This is a genomic window from Longimicrobiaceae bacterium (assembly GCA_035696245.1).
Taxonomy (GTDB): Bacteria; Gemmatimonadota; Gemmatimonadetes; order Longimicrobiales; family Longimicrobiaceae; genus DASRQW01.
In genome coordinates this window covers 1-22752 of the sequence record DASRQW010000301.1, presented here as the reverse complement: position 1 = coordinate 22752, position 22752 = coordinate 1, and the positions used below count along the sequence as shown (strand labels likewise).

The following is a 22752-nucleotide window of genomic DNA, read 5'->3' as shown; positions in this document are numbered from 1 at the left end:
GCCCGCGAAGACGCCCGCGCGCTCATCCGGCGGCGTGCGGGTCCACAGGAGGACGTTGCGCACCGTCTGCCACAGCAGCAGGCCCAGGTCGTCGTCGAACTCGCCCAGGATGGCGAGGCCCTCGAAGCGCTCGCCGCCGCGGGTGAGCGCGGGGGGAACGCGGGGACGGCGGGAACCGGGCGCTGCGGGGGCTCGCATCATGGCGGGACAGGGAAGGCGGGGCGTGGGGCGGGGCTCGGGGCCGCCGCGGGGCCAGCGTGGGTGTAACCGTGCACTCCGGCAAAGTTCCTGCCGTGCGCACCAAGTATACATCGTCCGGGCCGGGCCTCAAAGCCCTTGTTTGGCGCCGTTCCCGCGTGCCCCATCCAGGGCCGCGGCGGGGACGGCGCGCGTGTTTCAGTGCCGCATCGCATCAGGCGCGGGACGCCGCAGGCCGCGCCAGTGCACGTCCGGTGCCTGGTTTCCGGACAGGGCGACGCCTCGTGCGGCGCGCGCCTTTCGGTGAGATTTCGCGAGGAATCGCGAGGATGCACGCGCGGCGCGCGGACGGGAGGTGCGTATCGCCGATGGGTCAGATGGGACACGGATGCGGGGCGCGGGAGCCACACTCTTCCCAGGCAGCGGGCGATGGGGACGTGCTCGGGATTTGGAACGGAATCAGGATCGGGGATCGGGAGGATGGTTCCGGGGGGAGGCGGGCCCCCTCCCCAACCCTCCCCCAAAACTGCCTGGGGGAGGGAGCTTGTTGGTCGCTGCGGTGAAGAGTTCTGGGCGGTGGTATATCTATGGAAAAAGGGGGCCGTTCCGGAGATGCGGGGCGGCGGCTCGGCCGGGGGATTAGAAGGCTTTGGCACCGGCTTCGGCGACTTCCTGGTCCTGCTTGCCCGCGCCGCCGCTCACGCCGATGGCGCCCACGACCTCGCTGCCCTTCTTGAGCGGAATGCCGCCGGCGAAGATCATCACCCGGCCGCCGTTGGAGACGTGGATGCCGAAGAAGTCCTCGCCCGGCTGGCTGAGCTTGGCCAGGTCCTTGGTGGCGATGTCGAACGCGCGGGCCGTCCACGCCTTGTTGATGGAGATGTCCACGCTGCCCATCCAGGCGCCGTCCATGCGCACGTGCGCCACCAGGTTCCCGCCCGCGTCCACCACCGCAATGTTCATGGGCTGCCCGATCTTCTGCGCCTTCTCCTCTGCCGCGGCGATCACCCGCCGCGCGTCGCTGAGCGTGATCATCCCGTCACCTCGCCTGGTGTGAGTGTGTCCCGCGCCTGGTTTCTCCAACGCGCCTGACCCACTGCACGACGAGCGCCACACCGTCCCTCTCGCCAATTCCGCCGCTCGATCCCCATGTCCAATGCGTGATACGGAATCCGGGTCGTTCGACTTGCCTTCGCGGAGTCTCGCCGAATCGGTTCGGACCATCGGTAGCAGCCCACGCCGGTGGGCTTCGTGCCGTCGTAGCCCGCGGCTTTATATGAGCCGCCAGGGCGATGCCGGCCGCACCGATTCTCCCGCATTTCGTCTGAGATGCGGCGAGGGCCCCGCGTTGCGTGCGCGGAGCCCTCGTGCGTCGGCCTTCCTTCGCCGCCTCAGCGGCGGGCGCGGGGCGGCGGAGGCGGCGGGAGGCTGTCTGCCGGGAGAGAGTCGAGGCGGGCGGCGTCGGCGGGCTCGGGCTGCTCCAGAACGGGGCGGCCGTTGCGGATCACGCAGGCGCCCGCGGGCACCGTCTCCGCCAGCAGGTACTCGCGCAGCGCGGGGCCGGCGGGGCAGGCGCCCACGGCCGGTGCCGAGGTGGCGGGGTCGATGGCGACCGTCTCCACGCCCGCGGGCGGCGTCCACGGCTGCGGGGCGCGGCGCCGGGCGTACACCTCGCGCATCATGTCGCCCCAGATGGGCGCCGCCAGCGTGCCGCCGTACGCGCCCGCGCCCACGGACTTGGGCGTATCGAACCCGATCCACACCGCGGTCACCATCTCGGGCGTGAAGCCCACGTACCACACGTCCGCCCCGTTGTCCGTCGTCCCCGTCTTCCCGGCCATCGGCACGCTCGCCTGCAGGCGCTGGCGGGCCTCGCGGCCGGTTCCCTTCTCCGCCGCGTCCTTCATCAGGTCGGTCGCCAGGAAGGCGACGGCGGGCGAGAGCGTGCGGAAGCCGCGCGAGTTGCGGTCGAAGAGGATGCGCCCGCCCCGGTCGGCCACGCGGCGGATGAGGAACGGCTCCACGCGCATCCCCCGGTTCGCGAACGCGGTGTACGCGCCCGCCAACTCCAGCGGCGTGACCGCCCCCGCGCCGATCATGCTGGACGGGTAGGGGTGGATGGGCGACGCGATGCCGAAGCGCTTGGCCGTGGCCACCACCGTGTCCAGCCCCACCTGCATTCCCAGCTGCACGGCGATGGTGTTGATGGACTCGGTGAGCGCCCGCCGCACCGTCACGGGGCCGCGGAACACGTCGTCGGAGTTCTTCGGCGAATAGGCGCCGCCGCCGCGCAGGGGGATGTGGAGCGCGGTGTCCATCATCACCGTGGCAGGCGTGACGCCGTGCTCCAGCGCGGTGGTGTAGACGATGGGCTTGAAGGCCGAGCCGGGCTGCCGCCGCGCGTTGACGACACGGTTGAAGTGCGAGTCCTCCCAGCTTCGCCCGCCCGTCATGGCCAGGATCTCGCCCGTGCGCGCGTCGACCGAGACGACGAGGCCCTGCAGGTAGTTCGTGCCGCCCGCGCCCGCCTTCGCCGCCGCCGTGCCGAAGCGCGGGCCGCGGAACCAGCGCATGGCCTCCACGCGCTTCAGGCCGTGGACGAGCGAGCTGTCGGCGGCGTTCTGCGCGGCCGGCTGGACCGTGGTCCACACGCGCAGGCCCACCGTGCCGTACGTGGGGCCGTACGTCTGCTCCAGGAACTGCCGCACCTGCTCGATCACCCACGGCGGGCGGGTGGAGTAGCCGTTGTTGGGCGCCAGGCGGATGGGACGCGCCCGCGCTGCCGCCGCCTCGCCCTGCGTGATGGCGCCCGACTCGGCCATCAGCCCCAGGACGAGGTTGCGCCGCTCCAGGGCACGCGCGGGATTGATCTTGGGCGAGTACACGCCGGCGCCCTTGGGCAGCGCGGCGAGCATGGCCGTCTCCTCCACGTTCAGGCGCGAGGCGGGCTTGCCGAAGTAGTGCTGCGCCGCGGCCTCGATGCCGAACCAGCCGTGCCCGAAGTAGATCTGGTTGAGGTACGCCTCCAGGATCCGCTCCTTGCCGTACCGCTGCTCCAGCTCCAGCGCCATCTGCATCTCGCGGACTTTGCGCTCCACCGACATGTCGCGCCGGTCCACCTGCCGCGGGTACATGGCCCCGATGAGCTGCTGCGTGATGGTGCTGGCGCCCTGCCGGTGCCCCTCGAGCGTGCGGCCGATGGCGCGCGCCAGGCCCACGGGGTCCACGCCGGAGTGCTCGTAGAAGCGCTTGTCCTCCACCGCCACGAACGCCTTGGGCACGTAGGCCGGCAGCGAGCGGATGGGCACGATGGTGCGCACCTGCGGGCCGATCTCGGCGATGAGCGAGCCGTCGCGGCCGTACACGCGCGCGCTCTGCGGCGGCGTGACGAGCGCGAGCCCGCCGCCCTGCGCACGGGCGGACGAGGGGACGGCGAGGAGCAGGGACGAGAGCGCGAAGACCATCCGGCGAAGCGCCGGGCGGGCGGTGTGCGGAGTGCTCAAGAGGCGTCTGGGGATGTGGGACGTGGCGAGCGTGGCTCGGCCGGAATATAGCCGCTCATCGCCCCGGCTGCACATCTACCGCACCATGCAAGTCCGTGCGACGGCAAGGGGTAGCAGCCGGGAGCGGGATGGAGTACGGTAGATGATGCGCAGCCCGCGTCCGCCGTGGAGATCCATCAGCGATCGGGAGATGAAGAGCGGCGGCGCCGACAGCTTCGAGGGACCGGCAGGCGCACATCCCGAAATGGGTGATTCAGCGAGGGCGGTAGATGCCAGAACGGCCGGCGGCCTCGCGTGGAGGGCCGCCGGCCGTTCGCCGTACATCTACCGAACCGTGCTACGGGTTCGTGGGGCCGCCGAAGAGGGCGGCGGCGGTGGAGAGGTAGATGACGCTGCCGGAGTAGACGAGCAGCGCCACGCCCACCTGCGCGATGGTCATGCGCCAGCGCAGCGGGTCGCGGTGCATGGCCAGCGTGCCGCGCACCAGGAACCAGCCCACCGTGGCGAGCAGCACCGCGTTCACGCCGTACGCCAGCATGGGCGGGATGGCGGGCAGCACCATCTGGTAGTCGCCGCCGCCCACCAGCTCGTGGTGCGGGTGGCCCAGGTACACGTTGATGCCCACCAGCATCACCAGCGCCAGCCAGGCGAAGATGGAGTTCGCGCGGTAGGCGCAGGCTTCCTCCCACGCCTCGGCGCCGGCGGGGGCTACGGACCAGGTCAGGCCCTGGCAGGTGGGGATCTCGCGTTCCGGGGTCATGGCGCACCTCGTTGTCTGTTGCCGCGTCGCCCGCGTCCGCGCGGGCCGACCGAACCGGCGCTCCCGGAAGCGCCGCATCCCGCGGCACCGCTCCCGTCGCGCATCCTCTTCCCGGCCCCGACCCGGTCCCCTCGTCCTCTTCCGCATCCACCGAGCCAGCGCGGTCGCGCACCGGTTCGGCAGCCCGCATCACATCCACCGTCGATTCCCGTCTCCGCATCTCCCGCGCCGATCCTGCATCTCCGCATGCGCTCCACGACGGCTGGAGCGAGCTCGGAACAGGGGGAGACGGCGTTGGGCGGCACAGCCCGCGAGCAAGCCGAAGCTGGCGTGCGTGCGCTGCGTCGGGCGGCGCAGCCGTGGAAGATGGCTGCGCGTGCGGAACCGGCGGTCGGGCTGAATACGGATGTTCTTCTACCATAGCGGCGTTCCTCCCGGTGCGCAAGCGCTTGAAACGGAACGCGATAGCGGCTTCCGACGAAAGGTGTGGATTCGTGTGGTCGAGAATGCGATTAGACACGAAGCGCATTCCGGTGTTTCCTTGCTAGCAGTGCGCCACAAAAGTCTGATGTATAGCCTCTGATCGGTTTAGGTATGGAAACCTCAACTGGAGAGGGTTCATGCCGAAGCAGCTCTACGTGGTGGATCTCACGCCGGCGGAACGTGCAGATCTCCTTGGTCTGCTGAAGCGCGGTAGTGCTCCCGCGCGAAGGCTGACGCGGGCGCGTGTGCTTTTGCTCGCGGACGAAGACCGCACAGACGAGGACATCAGCGAAGCACTCCATACCAGCCGGCCCACCGTGGAGCGTCTTCGTAAGCGCTTCGTGGACGGTGGACTTGAGCGGGCGTTGGGCGACCGGCTCGCGCCGGTGCCCCGCGGAGGCTCTCCGGCCGCGACGAGGCCATGCTGGTGGCGCTGGCGTGCAGCGACCCGCCCGAGGGACGGCTATGCTGGATGTGGCAACTGCTCGCCGACCGCCTGGTGAGCCTTGAAGCCACCGAAAGCGTTTCCGACGAGACCGTGCGACGGTGTTTTAAAAAACGAATTGAAGCCTTGGCAGAAGGAGCAGTGGTGCATCCCTAGCGTCGGAGCCGAGTTCGTTTGCCACCTGGAAGACCTGCTGGACCTGTACGAGGAGCCGTATGATCCGCGCTTTCCGGTGGTCACCTTCGACGAGCTTCCCTACCAGCCTGACCGATGAGGTACGGCTCCCCCTGCCGGTGCGCCCGGATCAGGTGCAACGCTACTACGAGTACCGCCGTTGCGGTACCTGCAACCTATTCCTCCACTTCGAGCCGTTGCGCGGTTGGAGGCACGTGGAGGTGACGGCGCAACGGACGACTCTCGATTTTGCCCAGCAGATGAGAGCGCTGGTGGACGTGCACTACCCGGAGGCCGAGAGATCTGCGTTGTGCTCGACGACCTGAACACCCCACCCCGTGGGCGCTCTACACCGCGTTCCCGGCTGAGGAGGCGCGCCGCATCCTGCGCAAACTCGAGTTCCGCCACACGCCCAAGCATGGCAGCTGGCTGAACATGGCCGAGATCGAGCTCTCTGTGCTCAGCCGGCAGTGCCTCGACCGCCGCCTGCCTGACGCGCAGCAGGTTCGTCAGCAGGTGGACGCGTGGGAGAAGCCACGCCTCCGCACGGCGCCACGCCGCCCGAAGAGATTCCGGCCCGCGGTGTGCAGGGGATGCGAAACCGCCTTTCCGCCTCGACCTTTTCACCCTGACACTCACCCGCCCATCCCACGACGCCGGTACGGCAGACGACGAGCGGGCGATCCGGCGGTCCCCGAGTGCTCCATCTACCGGAAGCGGGCGGGCGAAGTCCAAACCTTGCACAAACATCGTACGTAAACGCCGGATGGAAGACGATGGCGCGCCGCGAGGCTGCCGCATAGCTTGGGAACCGTCTCCACCCGGCCGGTCCACTCCCTCCCCTCACGGCCCGATGACGACCGCATCCACCGCACCGCCCCTCTCCGCGCGCGAAGCCGCGGAGCTGCTGATGGACGCGCGCGAACGCACGCTGCTGCTCATCGGCCCCGTCTCGGAAGACGACCTTCGTGCGCAGCACAGCCCGTTGATGGGCCCGATCCTGTGGGACCTGGGCCACATCGCCCACTTCGAGGAGCTGTGGCTCATCAACAACCTCGAGGGGCCGGTGGAGTTCGGCGAGATGCCGGGGATGTTCAACCCGTTCGAGCACCCCCGCTCCGTCCGCGGCAAGCTCGCGCTGCCCACGCTGGCGAGCGAGCTGGAGACGATGGCGGACGTGCGCCGCGCGGTGCTGGAGCGCATGTCCGCGGGCGACGCGGCCGGGCACGCGGCCGGGCTGCTGGCGGGCGGCTACGTGTACCGCATGGTCGCGCAGCACGAGTACCAGCACAACGAGACCATGCTCCAGTCGCTCCAGCTCAAGGAGGAGCGGCCCTACCGCGCCCCGCGCGCCGTCAGCTTCGGTGCGGGCAAGCACGTCGGCGGCGAGAAGGACGGGATGGTGCGCTTCCCCGGCGGGCAGGTGGAGATCGGGACGGACGACCGCACGGCTGCGTACGACAACGAGCGTCCGCGCCACATCGTCGACCTTCCGCCGTTCTGGATCGGCGCCGCGCCGGTGACCAACGGCGAGTACGTGCGCTTCGTGGAAGACGGGGGATACCGCCGCCCGGAGCTGTGGTCCGACGCGGGGTGGAAGTGGCGCGGGGAGGCGGACGCGCAGGCGCCGCAGTTCTGGACGTGCACGGAAGATGGGTGGCAGGTGCGCCACATGGACCGCACCGCGCCCGTGGACCCGCTGCGCCCGGTCTGCCACGTGAGCTGGCACGAGGCCGAGGCGTACTGCCGCTGGGCCGGCGTGCGTCTCCCCACCGAGCAGGAGTGGGAGGCCGCCGCGTCGTGGGACCCGGAGACGGGGACGAAGCGCGCGTACCCCTGGGGCGACGACCTGCCGGGGCCGAGCGACGCGAACCTGGACCAGCTCGCCTTCGAGGCGGCGCCCGTGGGCAGCTACCCGCGCAACGTGTCGCCCATCGGCTGCTACGGGATGATCGGCGACGTGTGGGAGTGGACGAGCAGCGACTTCCAGCCGTGGCCGGGCTACGAGACGTTTCCGTACCCCGAGTACAGCGAGGTCTTCTTCGGCAGCGACTACAAGGTGCTGCGCGGCGGGTCGTGGGCCACGCGGCCGGGGGCCATCCGCACCACCTTCCGCAACTGGGACTACCCGATTCGCCGGCAGATCTTCAGCGGCTTCCGGGTGGCGCGCGATGGCTGAGAACGCCTGCGCCGAGGCGCGCGCCCCCGCCGCCATGCTGGCCGAGATCCGCGACGGCCTGGCCCGCCCGCAGAAGGAGCTTTCGCCCAAGTTCTTCTACGACGTGCGCGGCTCGCAGCTGTTCGAGGAGATCACACGCCTCCCCGAATACTACCTGACGCGCACCGAGCGTGGGCTGCTGGAGCGCTGGATGCCGGTGTGGATCGCGGAGATGCGGCCCGCCACGCTCGTGGAGCTGGGCGCCGGCAGCGCGGTGAAGACGCGCATCGTGCTCGACGCGATGGTGGCCGCGGGCAGCGGGGAGGCGTACGCGCCGGTGGACGTGAGCGCCGGATTCCTGCGGGAGATGGCGTCCGGCCTGCGCGGCGAGTATCCGGCCCTGTCGATCCTCCCCGTCGTGGCGGACATGACGGAGCGTTTCGACCTGCCGGCGGGCCTCGCTCACCCCACGCTTCACGCGCTGCTCGGCAGCACGATCGGCAACTTCCCGGACGGCGAGGCGGTCGCGCTCCTGTCCGAGGTGCGGCGGCGGATGGGGCCGGCCGACCGGTTCCTGATGGGCGTGGATCTCCGCAAGGACCCCGCGCGCATCGAGGCGGCGTACAACGACACGGCAGGGGTGACGGCGGAGTTCAACCTCAACATGCTGCGCGTGCTGAACCACGAGACGGGCGCGGACTTCGACGTGCGCGCCTTCCGCCACCGCGCCTTCTACGAGCCCGTGCGCCACCGCATCGAGATGCACCTGGAGGCGAGCGGGCCCCAGACGGTGCACGTGCCCGGCGTGGGCCCCATCCGCATCGCTGCGGGCGAGACGATCCGCACGGAGGTGAGCTGCAAGCACGACCGCGCCAGCATCGACGCCATGTTCGCCGGCGCCGGCCTGCGCGTGGAGCGCTGGGAGACGGACGACGAAGGGCTGTACGCGCTGATGCTGGGCTCGCCTGCATGAGCGCCCCCCGCGCCCCGCTTCCGCCGGACCTGCTCGCCGCGGACCTGCACGACGTGTCGTTCGGCATGCGCCGCTCCGTCGTCCGCCCGCCCGTGGTGGGCGCCGAGGTGGAGCTGATCCCGGTGGATGCGGACACCCGCGCCGTCGTCCCCATCGTAGCGGACGAAGGCCCCTCCACCCTGCCGCTGCTGCGGCGCTTCGGCGCGGGGCACGGGTGGCGCGAGGAGCCCTCGTCGTACGGAGTGCCGCGCTTCGTGCTGCCGGACGGCGGGACCATCACGTACGAGCCTGGCGGTCAGATCGAGCTGAGCGCATCCCCCTTCCCAACGGTGGACCTGCTCGTCCGCTCGCTGCGCAACGTCGTGGTGCCGCTGCGGGAGATGGCGCGCGGCGAGGGAATCGACCTGCTGAGCGTGGGCATCGACCCCTGCAACGCGGTGGACGACATCCCGTTGCAGCTGCCGGGCAAGCGCTACGTGGCGCTCACCGCGTTCATGGAGGCGGCGGGCACCGGCGGCACGCGGATGATGCGGCAGACGGCGGCGTTCCAGGCCAGCCTGGACTGGGGGCCGAGCCCGCTGGACACGTGGCGGATGCTCAACGCCGCCGCGCCGCACGTGGTCGCCATCTTCGCGAACTCCCCCGTCTATCGCGGCGAGGCGACGGGCGACCGCAGCTTCCGCGCACGCGTGTGGCGCGAGCTGGACGGCGGCCGCACCGGCATCCTCCCCTGCGCGGCCGACCCGGTGGACGAGTATCTCCGCTTCGCCCTCCACGCGCCCGTGATCCTGCGCCGCGCGGCAGACGGGGCGCACCTGCCGTTCGCGGAGTGGAACGCGCGCGGCGAGGCGACGCTGGAGGACTGGCATCTACACCTCACCACGCTCTTTCCGGAGATCCGCCCCAAGGGCTTCGTGGAAGTCCGCTCGGCAGATGCGGTCGCGCCGGAGTGGTACGCCGCGCCGCTCGTGCTGCTCGTGGGCGCCACGTACCACGCCCCCAGCTTCGCCGAAGCGCGAGCGCTCCTCGGCGCGCCCAGCGCCGACCTGCTGCGCGCGGCCGGCCGCGACGGGCTCACGGACCCGCGCATCGCCTCGGTCGCGTCGGACTTCTTCCAGGTCGCGCTCCGCGGGGCCGCCGCGCTCGGCCGCTTCGTCTCCGGCGAGATGGTGGACGAGGCGCACGAGTTCTTCGAGCGTTACACGCGCCGCGCCCGCTCCCCGGCGGACGACGTGCTCGACGCCTTCGCCTGCGAGCCCGCGGAGCGCGAGACGGTGAGCGCATCCGCGTAGGCGCTGCGGGAAAACGAGATGCGCTCCCGGTCCGGCAGGCGGATCGGGAGCGCATCTCTACGTGAGCCATCCATCATCCCCGGACCCATGTTCTTCCAGGTCGTCTCCATCATCGGCGCGGTGCTCATCCTCAGCGCGTACTTCAGCTACCAGCGCGGCTGGATGGGCCGCGAGCACCGGCTGTTCTCGGCGCTGAACCTCGCCGGATCGTCACTCCTCACCTGGGTCGCGATCATCGACCGGCGCTGGGGATTCGTGCTGCTGGAGGGCGCCTGGGCGCTGCTCTCCATCCCCGCGCTCATCCGTCCGCCACGGCCCGGCCGGACGGGCGAGACGCAGGGTGCGGGCGCGGGGGAAGACGGAAGGGCGGCGCCGTGAAAGCGCCGCCCTTCCCCGCATCTCCCGGCGGATGCGTTCTCCCCCCGTCGGGCTCGAAACGCTAACGGACCCGCATGCCGGTGCCGCGCGGCCCGAACTTGTACCGCGGGCCGGGATAGACGTCGTCGTCCATCTTCACCATCCGCAGAGAGGCGCCGGTGGGAGTGGACGAGGCCAGGGTAAGGGCGAACCCGTCGGCGGCGGCGGGATCTACGGTGTAGCCCAGGTCCGCCAGCGAGCGCACGGTGAGGAGGCTCAGCGGGTTCGGGCCCGGCGCAACGTAGCCCGTCATCAGCTCGATGCCCAGCACCGACTCGCGCCAGTGGCCGTTCATCGTCCCCGCACCGCCCGAGTTCTCCACCGGCACCTTCTTCCCGGCGGTGTAGGCGTTCCCGCCGATGTCCGCGAAGCCGGCGAGGCCGCCGCTGCCGTTGTAGTAGGTGTCGAAGGTGCTCACGCCGCTGGGGTCCTGGAGCAGGCCGAAGTCGTACCAGAGCGAGCCCACCCCCAGCACGTGGCCCATCTCGTGGAGGATGACGGGCCGCAGCGTGCCGGTGGTCTCCATGTTCGCCAAGTCTGCCGCGTCGAACTCCATCACCCCCACAACCGGCAGCCCGAAGGCCCCGTTGCGGGTGTAGCACGGGCCCGCCTGCCCCAGGATCCGCCCCGGCCCGTCGATGTTCTTGACCGACGCGAAGATGAGCAGGTCGTCGAACGTCTGGCTCGCGGCGGGCGTGTCGTCGCCGCAGTCGCCCGCCGCGACCGAGCCCGCCACGTCCGGCAGGTCGCCGGTGATGACGGTGCTCCACTTGGCGGCGGCGAACTGGAACGCCCCCCGCTGCGCGGCCGTCATGGGCGTGGTGATGCAGACGGTGATCTCGAACCGGGGGCCGCTGCCGGAGCACCCGGCGCCCCGGAAGACGACGGAGCCGTTCGGGAGCCCCGGCACGGTGGCGGTGAGCGTGTTCAGGTCCGCGGCCGCCCCCAGCTCCCAGCGCGAGACCACGGCCACCCCGGAAGCGTTGCTGACCACGGAGGCGTCGCCCACCGAGCCCCCGCCGCCGGTGACCGCGAAGCGGACCGCGATGCCCGGCATGGGGTTGCCCGCGGCGTCGCGGACCACGACGGCCGGGGCGCTGGGAACGGCGGTGCCGGCCATCGCCGCCTGGTCGGTCACCGTCACCGCCGCCACCGCCGCGGGCATCCGGCTGAGCCCCTGGGCCGAGAACACCAGCGGCTTCACGCCGGTGCCGGGGAAGGTGGCGGTGAGGGTGTTGGGCCCGGGCGTGGGGCCCAGGACCCACCGGGAGACGGTGTACTGGCCGTCGGTGCCGGTGACCGGCTGGGTGGAGGCGGTGACGCTGCCCCCGCCGGACGTGACGGAGACGCTGACGGGCAGCCCCGCGAGGGGGTTCCCCAGGGAGTCGAGCACGATCACCCGCGGTTGGATGGCGACGGCCGTCCCCGCCACGGCCGCGTTGTCGTCTCCCGCGGGCTTCAACGCCGCGGCCGGAGCGGTGGGAGCCGCGACCGCGGTCAGCCGCCCGAGCTGGAGACCGCCCAGGCTGACGAGCGCCTGCTGGGTGGTGGCGACGGGCCCCAGGGTCCACGTGGTGGCCGCGATGCCGTTCTCGTCGGTGACCGCCGTGGCGGGGGAGAAGGTGCCCCCGCCCACCACTGACTGAAACGTGATCGACTGGCCGGGTATGCCCACGTTCAGCCGGTCGAGCGCCTTCACGCGGACGGGAGTGTCCACCACGTGGCCCACCACGCCGTTCAGGGGGCCGGCGAGGTCGGCGATCCCCACCAGGACCTGCGCCACGTGCACGGCCACCGTTCCGGAAGCGCCGCCCGAGCTGGCGGTGACGGCAGCCGTCCCGTTCGCCGCCGCGGCCACCTTCGCGCTGTCGCCGCCCATGGGGGCGACGGTCACGGCCGGCGAGCTGGACGACCACGTGAGCGCCGCGGCGGGCATGCCCTTGCCGCCGTCGTCCACCACCGACGCATGCACCACCTTCGTGGCGCCGACTGCGTCCATGGAGATGCTTCCGGGCGCCACGATCACGGACGCGGGCACGGGCGGACGGGTGGAATCCGCGCAGCCCGCGGCGAGCAGGGCGGCGGCGGGAATCAGCAGCTTTCGCATCGATGAGCAGCGTTCGTGGGGAGGCGGTCGGCGGGCCGGCGGAATCACGCGACCGGCCCGGATGACGAGAGGCCCCCGATTGGCCCGCGGAACACGGGCGAGACGGGGCGCCGCATGCGGAGGACGGTAAACTTCATGGAAGCGGACGAATTGCGGAAGGGGATGAGGCCCGGCGGCGGCGATCGCGCCGTACCGTGACGAACTCGAGGGGCGACGCTTTCCATCGAAGCGCCGCCCCTCTTCCGTCCGCATCTCGCCGTTGGGCCGGCGGCACGGTTCGGCCCCGCTCAGCGGCGCATCCCGAGCCTAGACCTCGCTCAATCCTCCAGAAGCACCTTGACGACGACCTTCTTCACCTGGTGCTTGCCGCCGGCCATGCAGCCCGGCTTGTGCGCGTCGCCCGGGTAGAAGATCGCGAAGTCGCCCTCGCGCAGCAGGAGCGAGCTGCTGTAGCCCGGCTCGGCGAAGAAGACGACGTCGGCCTCGCCGCTGTACGGCGTCTCCACCACGAGGCCGGCGGCGGGCGTGTGGAGGATGCGCTCGCTGCCTGCGGCCACGAGCTGGATGTCGACGTGGCGGCGGTGGGCCTCGAAGCGCTTGGGCGTGGACGGGCCCGTTTCGTACGTGGCGACCTGCGCGAACACGCGGTCGCCGTCGATCTCGTACCGCCCGTCCGGCGTGGCGGGGTCGAAGCCGCGCAGCCATGCCAGCCCGGCGGCCATGCGCGGCGAAAGGCACTCGTACGGGGCCGAGTCTGCGAGCGATCCCAGGATCATCGTGCGTGCGTCACGAGTGGATTGAAGACAGGACGGTCGGGAGATGAGACCACATCGACGCTGCCGGCCTCACCGTCCCTGCGGCTTCACCGAAACATGCCTCACGCGTGATCCCGCCGTTTGGATGGGTGGGATGGGATGCCGCCGGGCCGCGCAGCTCAATCCGCCGCGCCGGTCTCCACGTGGTCGGTGCCGCCGGCGGTGATGCGCAGGGTAAGGCCGGTGCCCGTCTTCCGCACGAAGCCGTGGTCCTCGTGGTAGCGAACGATGCGCTCGGCGTCCTGGCGCGACAGGCCCAGCTCGGCGGCGATCTCGTAGCCGTCCAGGTACTCGCTGGCGCCTTCCTCGCTGCACTCGTACAGGCGCAGCAGAAAGCGGCGGCGGTTCTCGCGCCGCGCCGCGAACGCCTCCGGGACGGCGGGTGCGCCGTCTTCCGCCCCGCCCGCGCGCTCGTCCGTCACCGCGCGAGGGTGGCGAAGACCTGCGTGTAGTAGCTGCCGCGCACGCCCACGCCGGTGTGGGTGAAGCCGCAGTTCTCGATGTTGGCGCGGTGCCCGGCGCTGTGCAGCCAGCCATCCACGGTGGCACCGGGGCCACCGGGGTGCATGGCGATGTTCTCCGCCGCGGCGCGCCAATTCACCCCCGCCTCCGTCAGCCGCTGGAAGGGCGACTTCCCCTCCGGCGTGTCGTGGGCGAAGTAGCGGCGGGCGGCCATGTCGTCGCTGTGCATCTGCGCGGCGCGGGCGGCGGCTGGCATCCACTGGAGCGCCGGGCAGCCGCGGGTCGCGCGGTGCTGGTTGACGAGCGCGAACACCTGCCGCGCCGCATCTTCCGACGACGCTGCCGCGCCCCCGCCTGCCCCCGCCCCGTACGTGCCGCCCGCGGATGCCTGTCCGGCGGGGCCCATCGCGCATCCGCCGAGCATCAGCGCCAGCGCCGCGGCTGCGAGCACGGGAGACGAGCGGCGGATGGGCATCGCCACCCATCGCCTCGCCGGAACTCGCATCGTCCCGCCCCGCATCTTCCGTCCCGCCGTACCGCCACGCGGCGAACCTGCCGCAGGGCCCCGCATCTCCGGTTCCAATCGCATCTCACGCCTCCCGAGAGAACTGAGTCGATCGCGCTACTCCGTGAAAGAACGGAGCAGCTCCACCATCCGCACGTCGAACGGGTCGGGCGACGGATCGTCGTCCGCGACGTCGTACTTCTCCTGCGGCGTCTCCAGGATCAACGGGATGCCGGCACTGCGCCCGTCGCGCACCAGCCAGCGGAACGGCTCCGCACTGATCTCGCCCTCGCCGATGAGCACGTGGCGGTCCTTGTTGGTGCCCAGGCCGCCCTCGCTGTCGTTGAGGTGGAAGAAGCGCGGCTTCTCGCCCGTCGCCGCCTCGAACTCGTCCAGCACGCCCGCCACGGCGTCCTTCCCCGCCCGCAGGTCGTAGCCCGACGCGAAGAGATGGCAGGTATCCAGCCCATAGCCGGTACGCTCGCGCAGGCGGTCCGGCACGTGGCGCAGGATGTCGGCCACCTCGGCGGCGGTGCGGCCCAGCGTCTGCCCGGCGCCGGCGGTGTTCTCCACCAGGATGCGGGTGGTGCTCTCGATCGACTCCAGCGCGGCGGTGATGGCCTTCGCCACGCGCTTCGCCGCCGCCGCGCGGTCGCCGTCGCTGGCCGAGCCGGGGTGGAAGCAGATGGCGCCCACGCCCAGAGCGGTGGAACGCTCCAGCTCTTTGGTGAGCCCCGCGCTGGCCCGCGCCCACTTGTCCTCGTCGGCCGTGGCGACGGAGAGGACGTACGCGCCGTGCACCACCACGTTCTCCGGCGCGATCTTCGTCTCCGCCAGGGCGGCGCGGAAGCGCTCCACCCGCTCGGGCTTTATGGTCGCCTTGTCGCCGTAGAACTTGGGGATGGTGCTGAAGATCTGGAGCGCCTCCATGCCCGCCGCGCCCGCCCGCCGCGCCGCCATGTCGATGCCGCCGTTGTCGATGGTGTGGGCGCCGATGAAGCGTTTCATTCGCCGTGCGGGTGATGGGAGGATGGGTGTCTTTCGGCGGATGCGCGCCGGCCTGTGCGTACGGCTCGCGGACATTCTACTCCGCACCGGACGTCCGGCGCGAGGACCGTGCCCGAGCGCGCCCGCCCGCGCGTGCGGAGAACGTTGCAGGCCGCGTCCATCTGCTTTATTGTTGCCGTGAAAGGAGTGCTGCATCTGTTCCCCGCGGCAACCTTCCGCAGTCGGCCCCCTCCCCACTCTCCCGCGCCTCCGGTTCCCCGTTCGGAGCGGTACCCTCGATGGAAAAGCGCACCTCCCTCCTCGGAACCACCGGCGGGTTCGCCGGCATGGCGGCGCTGGTGGCCATGCTCAGCGGCTCGCCCGCGCAGAAGACGGCGGCGGCGGCGGCCAAGGGCGACACGAAGACCGAGGGCACCCACGCCGCGCCGCTGCTGGACGGGAGCCCCGGGCGCACGCTGCTCGCCCAGCATCTACAGGTGCCGGGCTCGGACCTGGCCGCGAAGCTGCCCTGCGAGGGGTGCGGCACCTTCCGGGTGCTGATCGCCACGGTGCCGGACCCGCTGCGCTCGCGGCTGGACTGGGCGTACGACGCCGACCTGGAGGCGGTGCGCCGCGCGGTGGAGGCGCAGGGCTACGTGCTGGACAGGTTCTGGCTGCCCTGGGACTACGACAAGAACCCGCCGGACCCGGACACGGTGCCGGGCGCCATGCTCTTCCGCCAGGCGGCGCGCAGCACCGGCGGGCAGGACCTGCTGCTGGTGTACCTGGTGGGCGAGACGCCCACCGCGGGGGTGAGCGCCCGCGCCCTGCGCCGGGCGCTGGAGGAGCGGGCCGAGCTGCTGCGCGGCAAGTGGTTCCGGCCGCTCCCCGGCGGGCCGGCCGACGACACGGTCCGCATCGTGGGCCCCACCTTCTCCGGCTCGGTCCCGTCGCTGCTGCGGACGCTGAGCCTGTGGCGCGACGCGCCTCCGCCCGCCACGCCCGGCGCGAAGCCCGCCGCCAAGGGCCCGCCGCCGGTGAGCGTGGTCACCGGCTCGGCCACGCTCGCGCAGAACACGCTCTTCCTGAACGACCCCAAGCAGGGGCTGCGCTTCTCCGCCACCGTCCACTCGTCCGACGAGTACATGGCGGCGTTCGACACGCTGCTGGGCGGGCGGATGGGCATCGAGCCGCAGCAGGTGGCGATGCTGGAGGAGACGAGCACGTCGTTCGGCCAGCTTTCCAGCGCGCGCGACGACCGCGGCGTGCTGCGCGTGGCCATGCCCACCCACGTCTCGTCGGTGCGCGACGAGGCGGGCGACGCTTCCGACGGGCGCATCTCGGCGGCCGACGTGATCCGCGGGGGCCGCGGCGGGCTGGCGATGAGCCTGCGCGGGCGGCCCAGCGACACCGAGGCGCCTGCCCAGCACTCCGGCCTCACCCCGGCGCTCACGTCGCTGATCCTGGACGAGCTGATCCGCACGCTCCAGCAGCACGACATCCGCGCGGTGGGCCTGCAGTTCACCGACGTGCGCGACAACCTGTTCGTGGGCGAGCAGATCCGCGCGCGCCTGCACGACGTGCAGCTCTTCGCCTTCGAGAGCAACGCGCTGTACCTGCGCGCCGAGAGCAACGCGGCGCTGAGCGGGATGGTGGTGTTCTCCACCTATCCCCTCTTCATGGAGAGCGGCGAGTGGGCGCCCGGCGTGCGGCCTCTCGCCTCGCAGCAGCTCTTCCCCAGCGACGGCGCCGAGGGCGTGTACAACGCGACGGTGCTGCAGCTGGGCGGCAAGCGCCTCGCGGACTACACCTGGGCGAGCGGCGAACGAGACGCGGCACGGCTCAGGCCGCCCGTGTGGCTCACGGTGCTGGGAACGCACTCCCTGGCCCCCGTGAACGTGGTCCGGCTGGACCAGGGATACGTGCGCTCCATCTCTGCCGAGTCCGGCGGGGGCTCCGTGGCGGCTCACGCAGGCGCGGCGCCGGCGACGGGCGAGATGCACCGCGTGGGCGCGATCGCGCTCGCCACCGGCCTCGCGGCGGCGCTGGTGCTGATGGGTGCCGCCGTGCGCGGCCTGCTCGCGCTGGCGCGCCGGCGCAAGGACGTGCTCGACGCGCTGCGGGAAGTGGAGACGGCCCGCAGGGGCGACCAGCCGGTCTTCCTCGAGCGGGTGGAGGACGGCGTGATCGCCTTCGTTCGCCGCGTGGTCGCTCGCATCCGCGGCTGGCTCGGAAACACGGGGGGAGCGATGCGCATCGGTGGCGGGACGCCCGTCCTCGTCACCGAAAACACCGCCGAGCCGTCGAAGCGAGCCGATATCCCGAACACCGCCGCTGCGGGCGACTTGGCGTCCCCGGCCTCCGTCCACGCGGTCGCGCTGGCGCCCGCCGCGCGCGGGGAGTTGCGGCGCCTGGGGAGCGTGGCGTGGCAGACGGCGGCGGCGCTGCGGCCGTCGCGCTTCGTCACGCGGTCCGCAAGGCTCCAGGAGGAGCAGCGGAAGAAGGTCGTCTACTCCGGCGCGCTGCTGCTGCACCGCGAGATCTTCGGCACCATCCGCCTCTTCGCCATCGGCGGCGCGGTGCTGCCGCTCTTCGCCGTGCTGGCCGCCGCGGGGCTGCCGGGCCGGTGGATCGGCATGGCCACCCAGGCGCTGCTGACGGTGGTGGGCGTCACCTTCCTGGCGGCTTTCGCGGGCGGGATGGTGATGGCGCTGCTGGTGGTGGCCAACTACAGCGGCGAGGCGCACTGCTACGCGCTGCGTGCCGGCTGGTGGCGCCGCAGCGAGGGCTGGGCGTGGATGGGCGAGATATTCACCCGCCTGCTGATCATCGGCGCGGGGCTGCTGTACGTGGGCGCCACCGCCTGGCTGGTCCACGACGTGTGGGCCATGCGCGCGCAGCCGGAGTTCGAGCTCTTCTACCTGCGCGCCCTGCAGGGCTCCAGCGGGGTGACGCCGCTGGTGCCGCTGTTCGTGCTGGGGGCCGGGCTGGCGGCGTGGTGCACGTGGCACGTCAAACGAATCGCCCTGCTCTCCACGCCCACGGCGTTCGAGGGAGCCTTCGTGGACCCCGTGGTGGCGCACGAGACGGAGCCCGCCATCGACGACGGCCGCCGGAAGCAGCGCTGCAAGCTGGGCGAGCGGCTCGGCGACGTGCGCAGCTCGCTCTTCCTCACCATGCCGCGCGGGCACTCGCTGGGCTTCGCCTGCACCGTCCTGGCCGCCGTGATGCTGATCGCGAACCGGTTCCAGCCCACGCTCGAGGCCGCGGTGCTCCCGGCGGCCAGCGGACCCGTGGGGCCGCTTGGGCGCGTGCTGCACCTGGCGGCGCTCGCCACCGCCGCTCTCGTGGTGACGCTGCTGCTGGCGCCGCAGGCCCGCGCGTGGTGGCTGGCCTTCGTCGCGGTCGCGGCGGTGGTCGTGCCCCGCACCAGACTGGCGGCGCTGTACGAGCAGCCCGTGTTCGCCGGCCTCACCTCGTTCGACGTGCTGCTGCGGCTGGGCGTGCTGGGGGTGCTGGCGATCACGCTCTGGGGCGTGTACCGCTTCGTGATGGTGTGGAGCGCGCTCCGCCGCGTGCTGGCGTACCTGGAGGAGACGCCGCTGCTGGCCTCCTTCGGGCGCGTGCCGGAGCGCATCTCCCGCCTGGCCCGTGCCGCGGTCTTCGGCTCCACGCCGCAGCAGGCGATGGACGGCGCGCTGACGACCCTGTGGGCCCAGCTCGCCACGCTGTACTTGGACGAGGCGAGCCGCGCGGAGATCGAGAAGGAGATGCCCGCTCCGCAGGCCGAAGCGCTGGCGAAGCTGATGGAGCGGCGGCCTAGCTGGCCTTGCCGCGCGGAGCTGTGGGGCGACACGTCTGCCCGGTCGGGGGTGCGGCAGCTCTTCGCGGCCGTGCAGCACGTGTGGGCGCGGGAGAGCGACGAGGGCGCGGCCAAGCGCCTGCGCATCGGCACGTCCGCGCACCCCGAGGCAGACGCGGACAAGGCCGAGGCGGCGGTGGCGCTGCTGTACGAAGGCTACGACGAGAAGGTGCGCGACTGGCTGCGCACGGCCGAGGACTACCTGGCGCTCCAGGCGGTCGACTACTTCCAGTGGGTGGTGGAGAGCCTGTACAAGCTGGCGACCTTCCTCTTCGTGATCCTCCTGCTGGGCACGGCGCTGCTGTCGTCGTACCCGTTCCAGCCGCAGAGCCTGGCGAAGATCGTCTTCCTCGTCGTGCTCGTCGCCACCGTCGCCTCGCTGCTGGTGGTGATGACGCAGATGAACCGCGACGAGATCCTGAGCCGCGTGGCGCGCACCGAGCCGGGCAAGATCACCTGGGACTCGTCGTTCGTGCTGAACGGGATGCTGATCGGCATCGTGCCCATGCTGGCGCTGGTCAGCTCCGAGTTCCCCGGCGTGCGCGACCTGCTGTTCTCGTGGCTGGGCCCGCTGATGAAGTCCGTGATCGGGAGCTGATGAAGGGGAGGGAGGGTTCGAGACGGAGAGAGCCGCCCGCTCCGCTTCGACTCCACCCCGCCTGGGATTCGTGCTCACCCGATGAGGCGCAGCGAGGAGCGGCTCTCCTTCGCGACCTGGTCCATGCGGCACTGGCGGGGGTCCTTGTCGGGCCGCCAGCGGACGAACCGCACGCCGTGGCGGAAGCGGCCTCCGCTGAAGTGGTCGTACTGCACCTCGGCCACCAGTTCCGGGCGCAGCGGCTCCCACTGGGCCGAGCGCTCGGTGCTCCAGCGGCTGGGGCCGCCCGGCGCGTTGCCGGTGAAGCCGGGTGGCTCCACCAGCTTCTCCAGCTTCGGCGTCAGCTCCTTCCGCTCGGCGGCCTTGATGGACGAGCAGAAGCCCACGTGGTTCAGCAGCCCCGCGTCGTCGTACAGCCCCAGCAGCAGCGAGCCCACGATCCCGCCCTTGCTCGCGTAGCGAAAGCCGCCCACCACGCACTCGGCCGTCCGCACGTTCTTGATCTTCTGCATCGCCGTGCGCTCGCCCGAGGCGTACGGCGCGTCCGCGCGCTTGGCCATCACCCCGTCCAGTCCCTTCCCGCCGGCGGAGAGCCAGCCCCGCGCCTCCTCCAGGCTTTTGGTGGACGGCGAGAGGCGGATGCGCTCGTCGTCGGGGAAGAACTTGGCGGCGAACGCCTCTAGCTTCTCCCGCCGTTCGGCGAGCGGAAGCTCCACCAGCGGGTTGCCGTGGGTGTCGAGGAGAAGGTCGAAGACGATGAGGGTGGCGGGGTGCGCGTCCGCCAGCTTCTTCACGCGGCTGGCGGCGGGGTGCACGCGCAGCAGCAGCTCCTCGAAGCTGAGCCCTCCATCTACCGGGACGACGATCTCGCCGTCCAGCACGAAGCGCTTCGCCTTGAGCGCGAGCAGCGCCGCGACCACGTCGGGGAAGTAGCGGGCGAGCGGCTTGCCGGCCTTGGACCGGATGTCCACCTCATCTCCGTCGCGGAAGGCGAGGCAGCGGAAGCCATCCCACTTCGGCTCGTAGCGCCACTCCGGGCCCGCCGGGATCTCCGGCACCGAATCCGCCTCCATGGCGGCCAGGTCCAGCGGCAGCGGCAGCTTCACAGCATCTTCTCCAGGTCGAAGCGCCCGCGCTTCTGCAGCAGCGGGCGCCACAGGTCGCCCACCCGCGCCACGCGCGCCGGCAGGTTGTCGATGCGAAAGTCGTCCATCTCCACGCCCGCCTCCACCTCGTCCCACGTCACCGGGGCGGACGCGGTGGCGCCGGGCCGCGGGCGGATGGAGTACGCGTAGGCCAGCGTGCGGCCCCAGGCGTTCTGGTTGTAGTCCACCAGCACGCGCCCCGCCGGCCGCCTGGCGATGCGGTACTCGGCGGTGATGATGCCGGGGTGCATCGCCTCCATCACCCGCGCGAACTCCTTCGCGAACGCCCACACGCGCTTCTGCGTGGGGCCGCGGACGATGGGCACGTACACGTGGATGCCCTTCGACCCGGTGGTCTTGGGGTACGTCTTCATCCCCAGCTTGGCGAGCGCGTCGCGGACCAGCAGCGCCACCTCGCGCACGCGCGCGAAGTCCGCGCCGGGAACGGGGTCCAGGTCGAAGTGCAGGTAGTCCGGCCGGTTCGTGTCGTCGCAGCGGGAGTACCATGGGTTCAGGTCGATGCACCCCAGGTTGACCAGCCACAGCAGCGACGGCAGGTCCTGCACCATGGGGAAGTCGATGACGCTGCCGGACTCGTGCTCGATGGCGCACGTCCGGATCCACGATGGGCGCGGGTCCGGCGCGCGCTTCATGAAGAAGAACTTGCCCGCGGCGCCATTGGGATAGCGCTTCATCACCATCGCGCGGTCCTTCAGGTGCGGCAGCAGCGCGGGCGCGACGGCCACGTAGTAGCGCAGCAGGTCGCCCTTGGTGATGCCCAGCTCGGGCCAGAACGGCTTCTTCAGGTTCGTCAGCGAGACCGTGCGGCCGGACACGCGCACGTCGCAGCTCGCCCGGCCCGCGGGGATGATGTCCGGCGTCGCGTCTGCCGCGCGGACGACGGCGGCGGGCTTCTTCGGGCGCGCCTTCTTGGCGGGAGATCGGGGGATGCTCATCGGGCGATGCTCATCGCGGGCTCAGCTTCGGTGGACGGGCGCCGCGGCGTACGGCGCCCAGCACGGGCACGTACTCCAGCTCCGTGCCGCCGGCGGCGCACCGCAGCATCAGCCCGCCGCGGCTCATGTCGCCGCGCCCCACGAAGTCCGCGGGAAAGACCAGCCGCTCGCCGAAGATGCCCAGCAGCACGTCTACGTACTTGCCGGACGCGACGCTGCCGAGGAGAACCATCTCGCAGTCGCCGCCCGACGCCTCGGCCAGCTCGGCCGCGTGGAGCTCCAGTGGCGCGCGGTAGGCGGGATTGTCCGCGTCCACGTCGCCCGCGGCGAACTCGCGCAGCGTGTCGAGCGTGACGCGGCCGTTCACCGGCAGCAGCCCGCGCGTGGGCGTGATCACCAGCGCGTGCGGCCCTCCCGGCGGCGGATGCGCGAAGGCGCGGGCGTATGCCACCTTGCCGCGGAAGTACAGCCCGCTCAGGAACGAGAAGACCTCCCCGATCTCCGCGCCCAGCGGCCCCCGCAGGCGTACGGCCAGGTCGAACGCCGCCGCGTCGCGCATGAGCACCTGGCCGCGCTTGCCGCCCGCGTACGCGGGAGAGAGCAGGAACACGCGTGGAGTCCGCATGCCGGCGGGCGGAGCAAGGAGCTTGCCCGGCGGGGGCCCCCTCCCCAACCCTCCCCCAAAACTGCCCTACCCATTACCCACAAGTGTGTCCTATACTGCCGCCGGGTAAACAAAGGGTACAGGGGCCAAGGAGGAGGGATGGGAGCGGAGTGGGTAGAGACGGAGATGGCAACGCTGGATTTGGGAGATCCGCGGCGGCATGCGCGGGTGAAGCGGATGATCGTGCGATTCTCGGAGAAGCCTGGAGCGTCGATCCCGAGGGCGAGCGGAAGCGCGGCGGACACGAA

Annotated in this window: 17 protein-coding genes and 1 pseudogene; 6 read left to right on the top strand and 12 right to left on the bottom strand. The window is 71.6% G+C overall.

Annotated elements, in window-relative coordinates; genetic code table 11:
- The 4 genes from VFE05_14160 to VFE05_14145 form a co-directional block, all read right to left on the bottom strand.
- Positions 1 to 201 (bottom strand): hypothetical protein (locus VFE05_14160; protein HET6231212.1); only part of this gene is annotated, 201 nt, incomplete at its 3' end.
- Positions 202 to 837: 636 nt separating this feature from the next.
- The gene (locus tag VFE05_14155) at positions 838 to 1233 is read right to left on the bottom strand and encodes a heme-binding protein (protein ID HET6231211.1); all 396 of its coding nucleotides are present in this window, start codon (positions 1231 to 1233) and stop codon (positions 838 to 840) included.
- A gap of 356 nt (positions 1234 to 1589) precedes the next feature.
- Positions 1590 to 3701, bottom strand: a complete 2112-nt coding sequence (locus VFE05_14150) for a PBP1A family penicillin-binding protein (protein HET6231210.1) — start codon at positions 3699 to 3701, stop codon at positions 1590 to 1592.
- Positions 3702 to 4038: 337 nt separating this feature from the next.
- Entirely contained in the window at positions 4039 to 4461 is a 423-nt protein-coding gene (locus tag VFE05_14145) for a hypothetical protein (protein ID HET6231209.1), read from the bottom strand.
- Positions 4462 to 5329: 868 nt separating this feature from the next.
- Here VFE05_14145 and VFE05_14140 point away from each other — a divergent pair.
- The 5 genes and pseudogenes from VFE05_14140 to VFE05_14120 all read left to right on the top strand — a co-directional run bounded on the left by VFE05_14140 (position 5330) and on the right by VFE05_14120 (position 10364).
- Positions 5330 to 5545, top strand: a pseudogene (locus tag VFE05_14140) (helix-turn-helix domain-containing protein).
- 928 nt (positions 5546 to 6473) lie between these two features.
- Complete coding sequence (egtB, locus tag VFE05_14135) at positions 6474 to 7742, top strand: ergothioneine biosynthesis protein EgtB (protein HET6231208.1); 1269 nt, start codon at positions 6474 to 6476, stop codon at positions 7740 to 7742.
- Positions 7735 to 8694, top strand: a complete 960-nt coding sequence (gene egtD / locus VFE05_14130) for an L-histidine N(alpha)-methyltransferase (GenBank protein HET6231207.1) — start codon at positions 7735 to 7737, stop codon at positions 8692 to 8694. The genes egtB and egtD overlap by 8 nt, the downstream gene beginning before the upstream one ends.
- Positions 8691 to 9986, top strand: a complete 1296-nt coding sequence (locus VFE05_14125; GenBank protein ID HET6231206.1) for a glutamate-cysteine ligase family protein — start codon at positions 8691 to 8693, stop codon at positions 9984 to 9986. The genes egtD and VFE05_14125 overlap by 4 nt, the downstream gene beginning before the upstream one ends.
- Positions 9987 to 10073: 87 nt before the next feature.
- Positions 10074 to 10364, top strand: coding sequence for a hypothetical protein (locus tag VFE05_14120; protein HET6231205.1), 291 nt, complete (start codon positions 10074 to 10076; stop codon positions 10362 to 10364).
- Between the two features lie 61 nt (positions 10365 to 10425).
- Here the strand turns inward: VFE05_14120 and VFE05_14115 are convergent, their stop codons facing one another.
- The 5 genes from VFE05_14115 to VFE05_14095 all read right to left on the bottom strand — a co-directional run bounded on the left by VFE05_14115 (position 10426) and on the right by VFE05_14095 (position 15300).
- Positions 10426 to 12510 (bottom strand): leishmanolysin-related zinc metalloendopeptidase, encoded by a 2085-nt coding sequence (locus VFE05_14115; protein HET6231204.1) that lies wholly within the window; start codon positions 12508 to 12510, stop codon positions 10426 to 10428.
- Positions 12511 to 12827: 317 nt separating this feature from the next.
- Positions 12828 to 13286, bottom strand: coding sequence for a YhcH/YjgK/YiaL family protein (locus tag VFE05_14110; GenBank protein HET6231203.1), 459 nt, complete (start codon positions 13284 to 13286; stop codon positions 12828 to 12830).
- Between the two features lie 158 nt (positions 13287 to 13444).
- On the bottom strand, positions 13445 to 13747 hold the full coding sequence (locus tag VFE05_14105) for a hypothetical protein (GenBank protein HET6231202.1): 303 nt from the start codon (positions 13745 to 13747) through the stop codon (positions 13445 to 13447).
- A complete protein-coding gene (locus tag VFE05_14100) occupies positions 13744 to 14262 on the bottom strand; it encodes a CAP domain-containing protein (protein HET6231201.1) in 519 nt (172 codons plus the stop codon). Before VFE05_14100 ends, VFE05_14105 begins: the two co-directional genes overlap by 4 nt.
- A 147-nt stretch (positions 14263 to 14409) precedes the next feature.
- Positions 14410 to 15300, bottom strand: coding sequence for a deoxyribonuclease IV (locus VFE05_14095; protein HET6231200.1), 891 nt, complete (start codon positions 15298 to 15300; stop codon positions 14410 to 14412).
- 278 nt (positions 15301 to 15578) lie between these two features.
- Between VFE05_14095 and VFE05_14090 the strand changes: the two genes are divergently transcribed.
- Positions 15579 to 19739, top strand: coding sequence for a hypothetical protein (locus tag VFE05_14090; protein HET6231199.1), 4161 nt, complete (start codon positions 15579 to 15581; stop codon positions 19737 to 19739).
- Between the two features lie 74 nt (positions 19740 to 19813).
- On the opposite strand, the gene VFE05_14085 is transcribed toward VFE05_14090, so the two are convergent.
- Genes VFE05_14085 through VFE05_14075 form a run of 3 tightly spaced genes read right to left on the bottom strand, consistent with a single transcriptional unit; the run spans position 19814 to position 22465 of the window.
- Positions 19814 to 20845, bottom strand: coding sequence for an ATP-dependent DNA ligase (locus VFE05_14085; GenBank protein ID HET6231198.1), 1032 nt, complete (start codon positions 20843 to 20845; stop codon positions 19814 to 19816).
- Complete coding sequence (gene ligD / locus VFE05_14080; GenBank protein ID HET6231197.1) at positions 20842 to 21840, bottom strand: non-homologous end-joining DNA ligase; 999 nt, start codon at positions 21838 to 21840, stop codon at positions 20842 to 20844. Before ligD ends, VFE05_14085 begins: the two co-directional genes overlap by 4 nt.
- A 10-nt stretch (positions 21841 to 21850) precedes the next feature.
- Positions 21851 to 22465, bottom strand: a complete 615-nt coding sequence (locus VFE05_14075) for a hypothetical protein (protein HET6231196.1) — start codon at positions 22463 to 22465, stop codon at positions 21851 to 21853.
- Positions 22466 to 22752: the final 287 nt, after the last annotated feature.

Bases quoted from the DNA above. Each gene is read 5' to 3' on its own strand.
- VFE05_14100 (HET6231201.1), bottom strand. From the start codon at position 14,262: ATGCCCATCCGCCGCTCGTCTCCCGTGCTCGCAGCCGCGGCGCTGGCG.
- VFE05_14155 (HET6231211.1), bottom strand. From the start codon at position 1,233: ATGATCACGCTCAGCGACGCGCGGCGGGTGATCGCCGCGGCAGAGGAG.
- egtB (HET6231208.1), top strand. From the start codon at position 6,474: ATGGACGCGCGCGAACGCACGCTGCTGCTCATCGGCCCCGTCTCGGAA.
- egtD (HET6231207.1), top strand. From the start codon at position 7,735: ATGGCTGAGAACGCCTGCGCCGAGGCGCGCGCCCCCGCCGCCATGCTG.
- VFE05_14125 (HET6231206.1), top strand. From the start codon at position 8,691: ATGAGCGCCCCCCGCGCCCCGCTTCCGCCGGACCTGCTCGCCGCGGAC.
- VFE05_14095 (HET6231200.1), bottom strand. From the start codon at position 15,300: ATGAAACGCTTCATCGGCGCCCACACCATCGACAACGGCGGCATCGAC.
- VFE05_14090 (HET6231199.1), top strand. From the start codon at position 15,579: ATGGAAAAGCGCACCTCCCTCCTCGGAACCACCGGCGGGTTCGCCGGC.
- VFE05_14110 (HET6231203.1), bottom strand. From the start codon at position 13,286: ATGATCCTGGGATCGCTCGCAGACTCGGCCCCGTACGAGTGCCTTTCG.
- ligD (HET6231197.1), bottom strand. From the start codon at position 21,840: ATGAGCATCCCCCGATCTCCCGCCAAGAAGGCGCGCCCGAAGAAGCCC.
- VFE05_14075 (HET6231196.1), bottom strand. From the start codon at position 22,465: ATGCGGACTCCACGCGTGTTCCTGCTCTCTCCCGCGTACGCGGGCGGC.
- VFE05_14120 (HET6231205.1), top strand. From the start codon at position 10,074: ATGTTCTTCCAGGTCGTCTCCATCATCGGCGCGGTGCTCATCCTCAGC.
- VFE05_14115 (HET6231204.1), bottom strand. From the start codon at position 12,510: ATGCGAAAGCTGCTGATTCCCGCCGCCGCCCTGCTCGCCGCGGGCTGC.
- VFE05_14145 (HET6231209.1), bottom strand. From the start codon at position 4,461: ATGACCCCGGAACGCGAGATCCCCACCTGCCAGGGCCTGACCTGGTCC.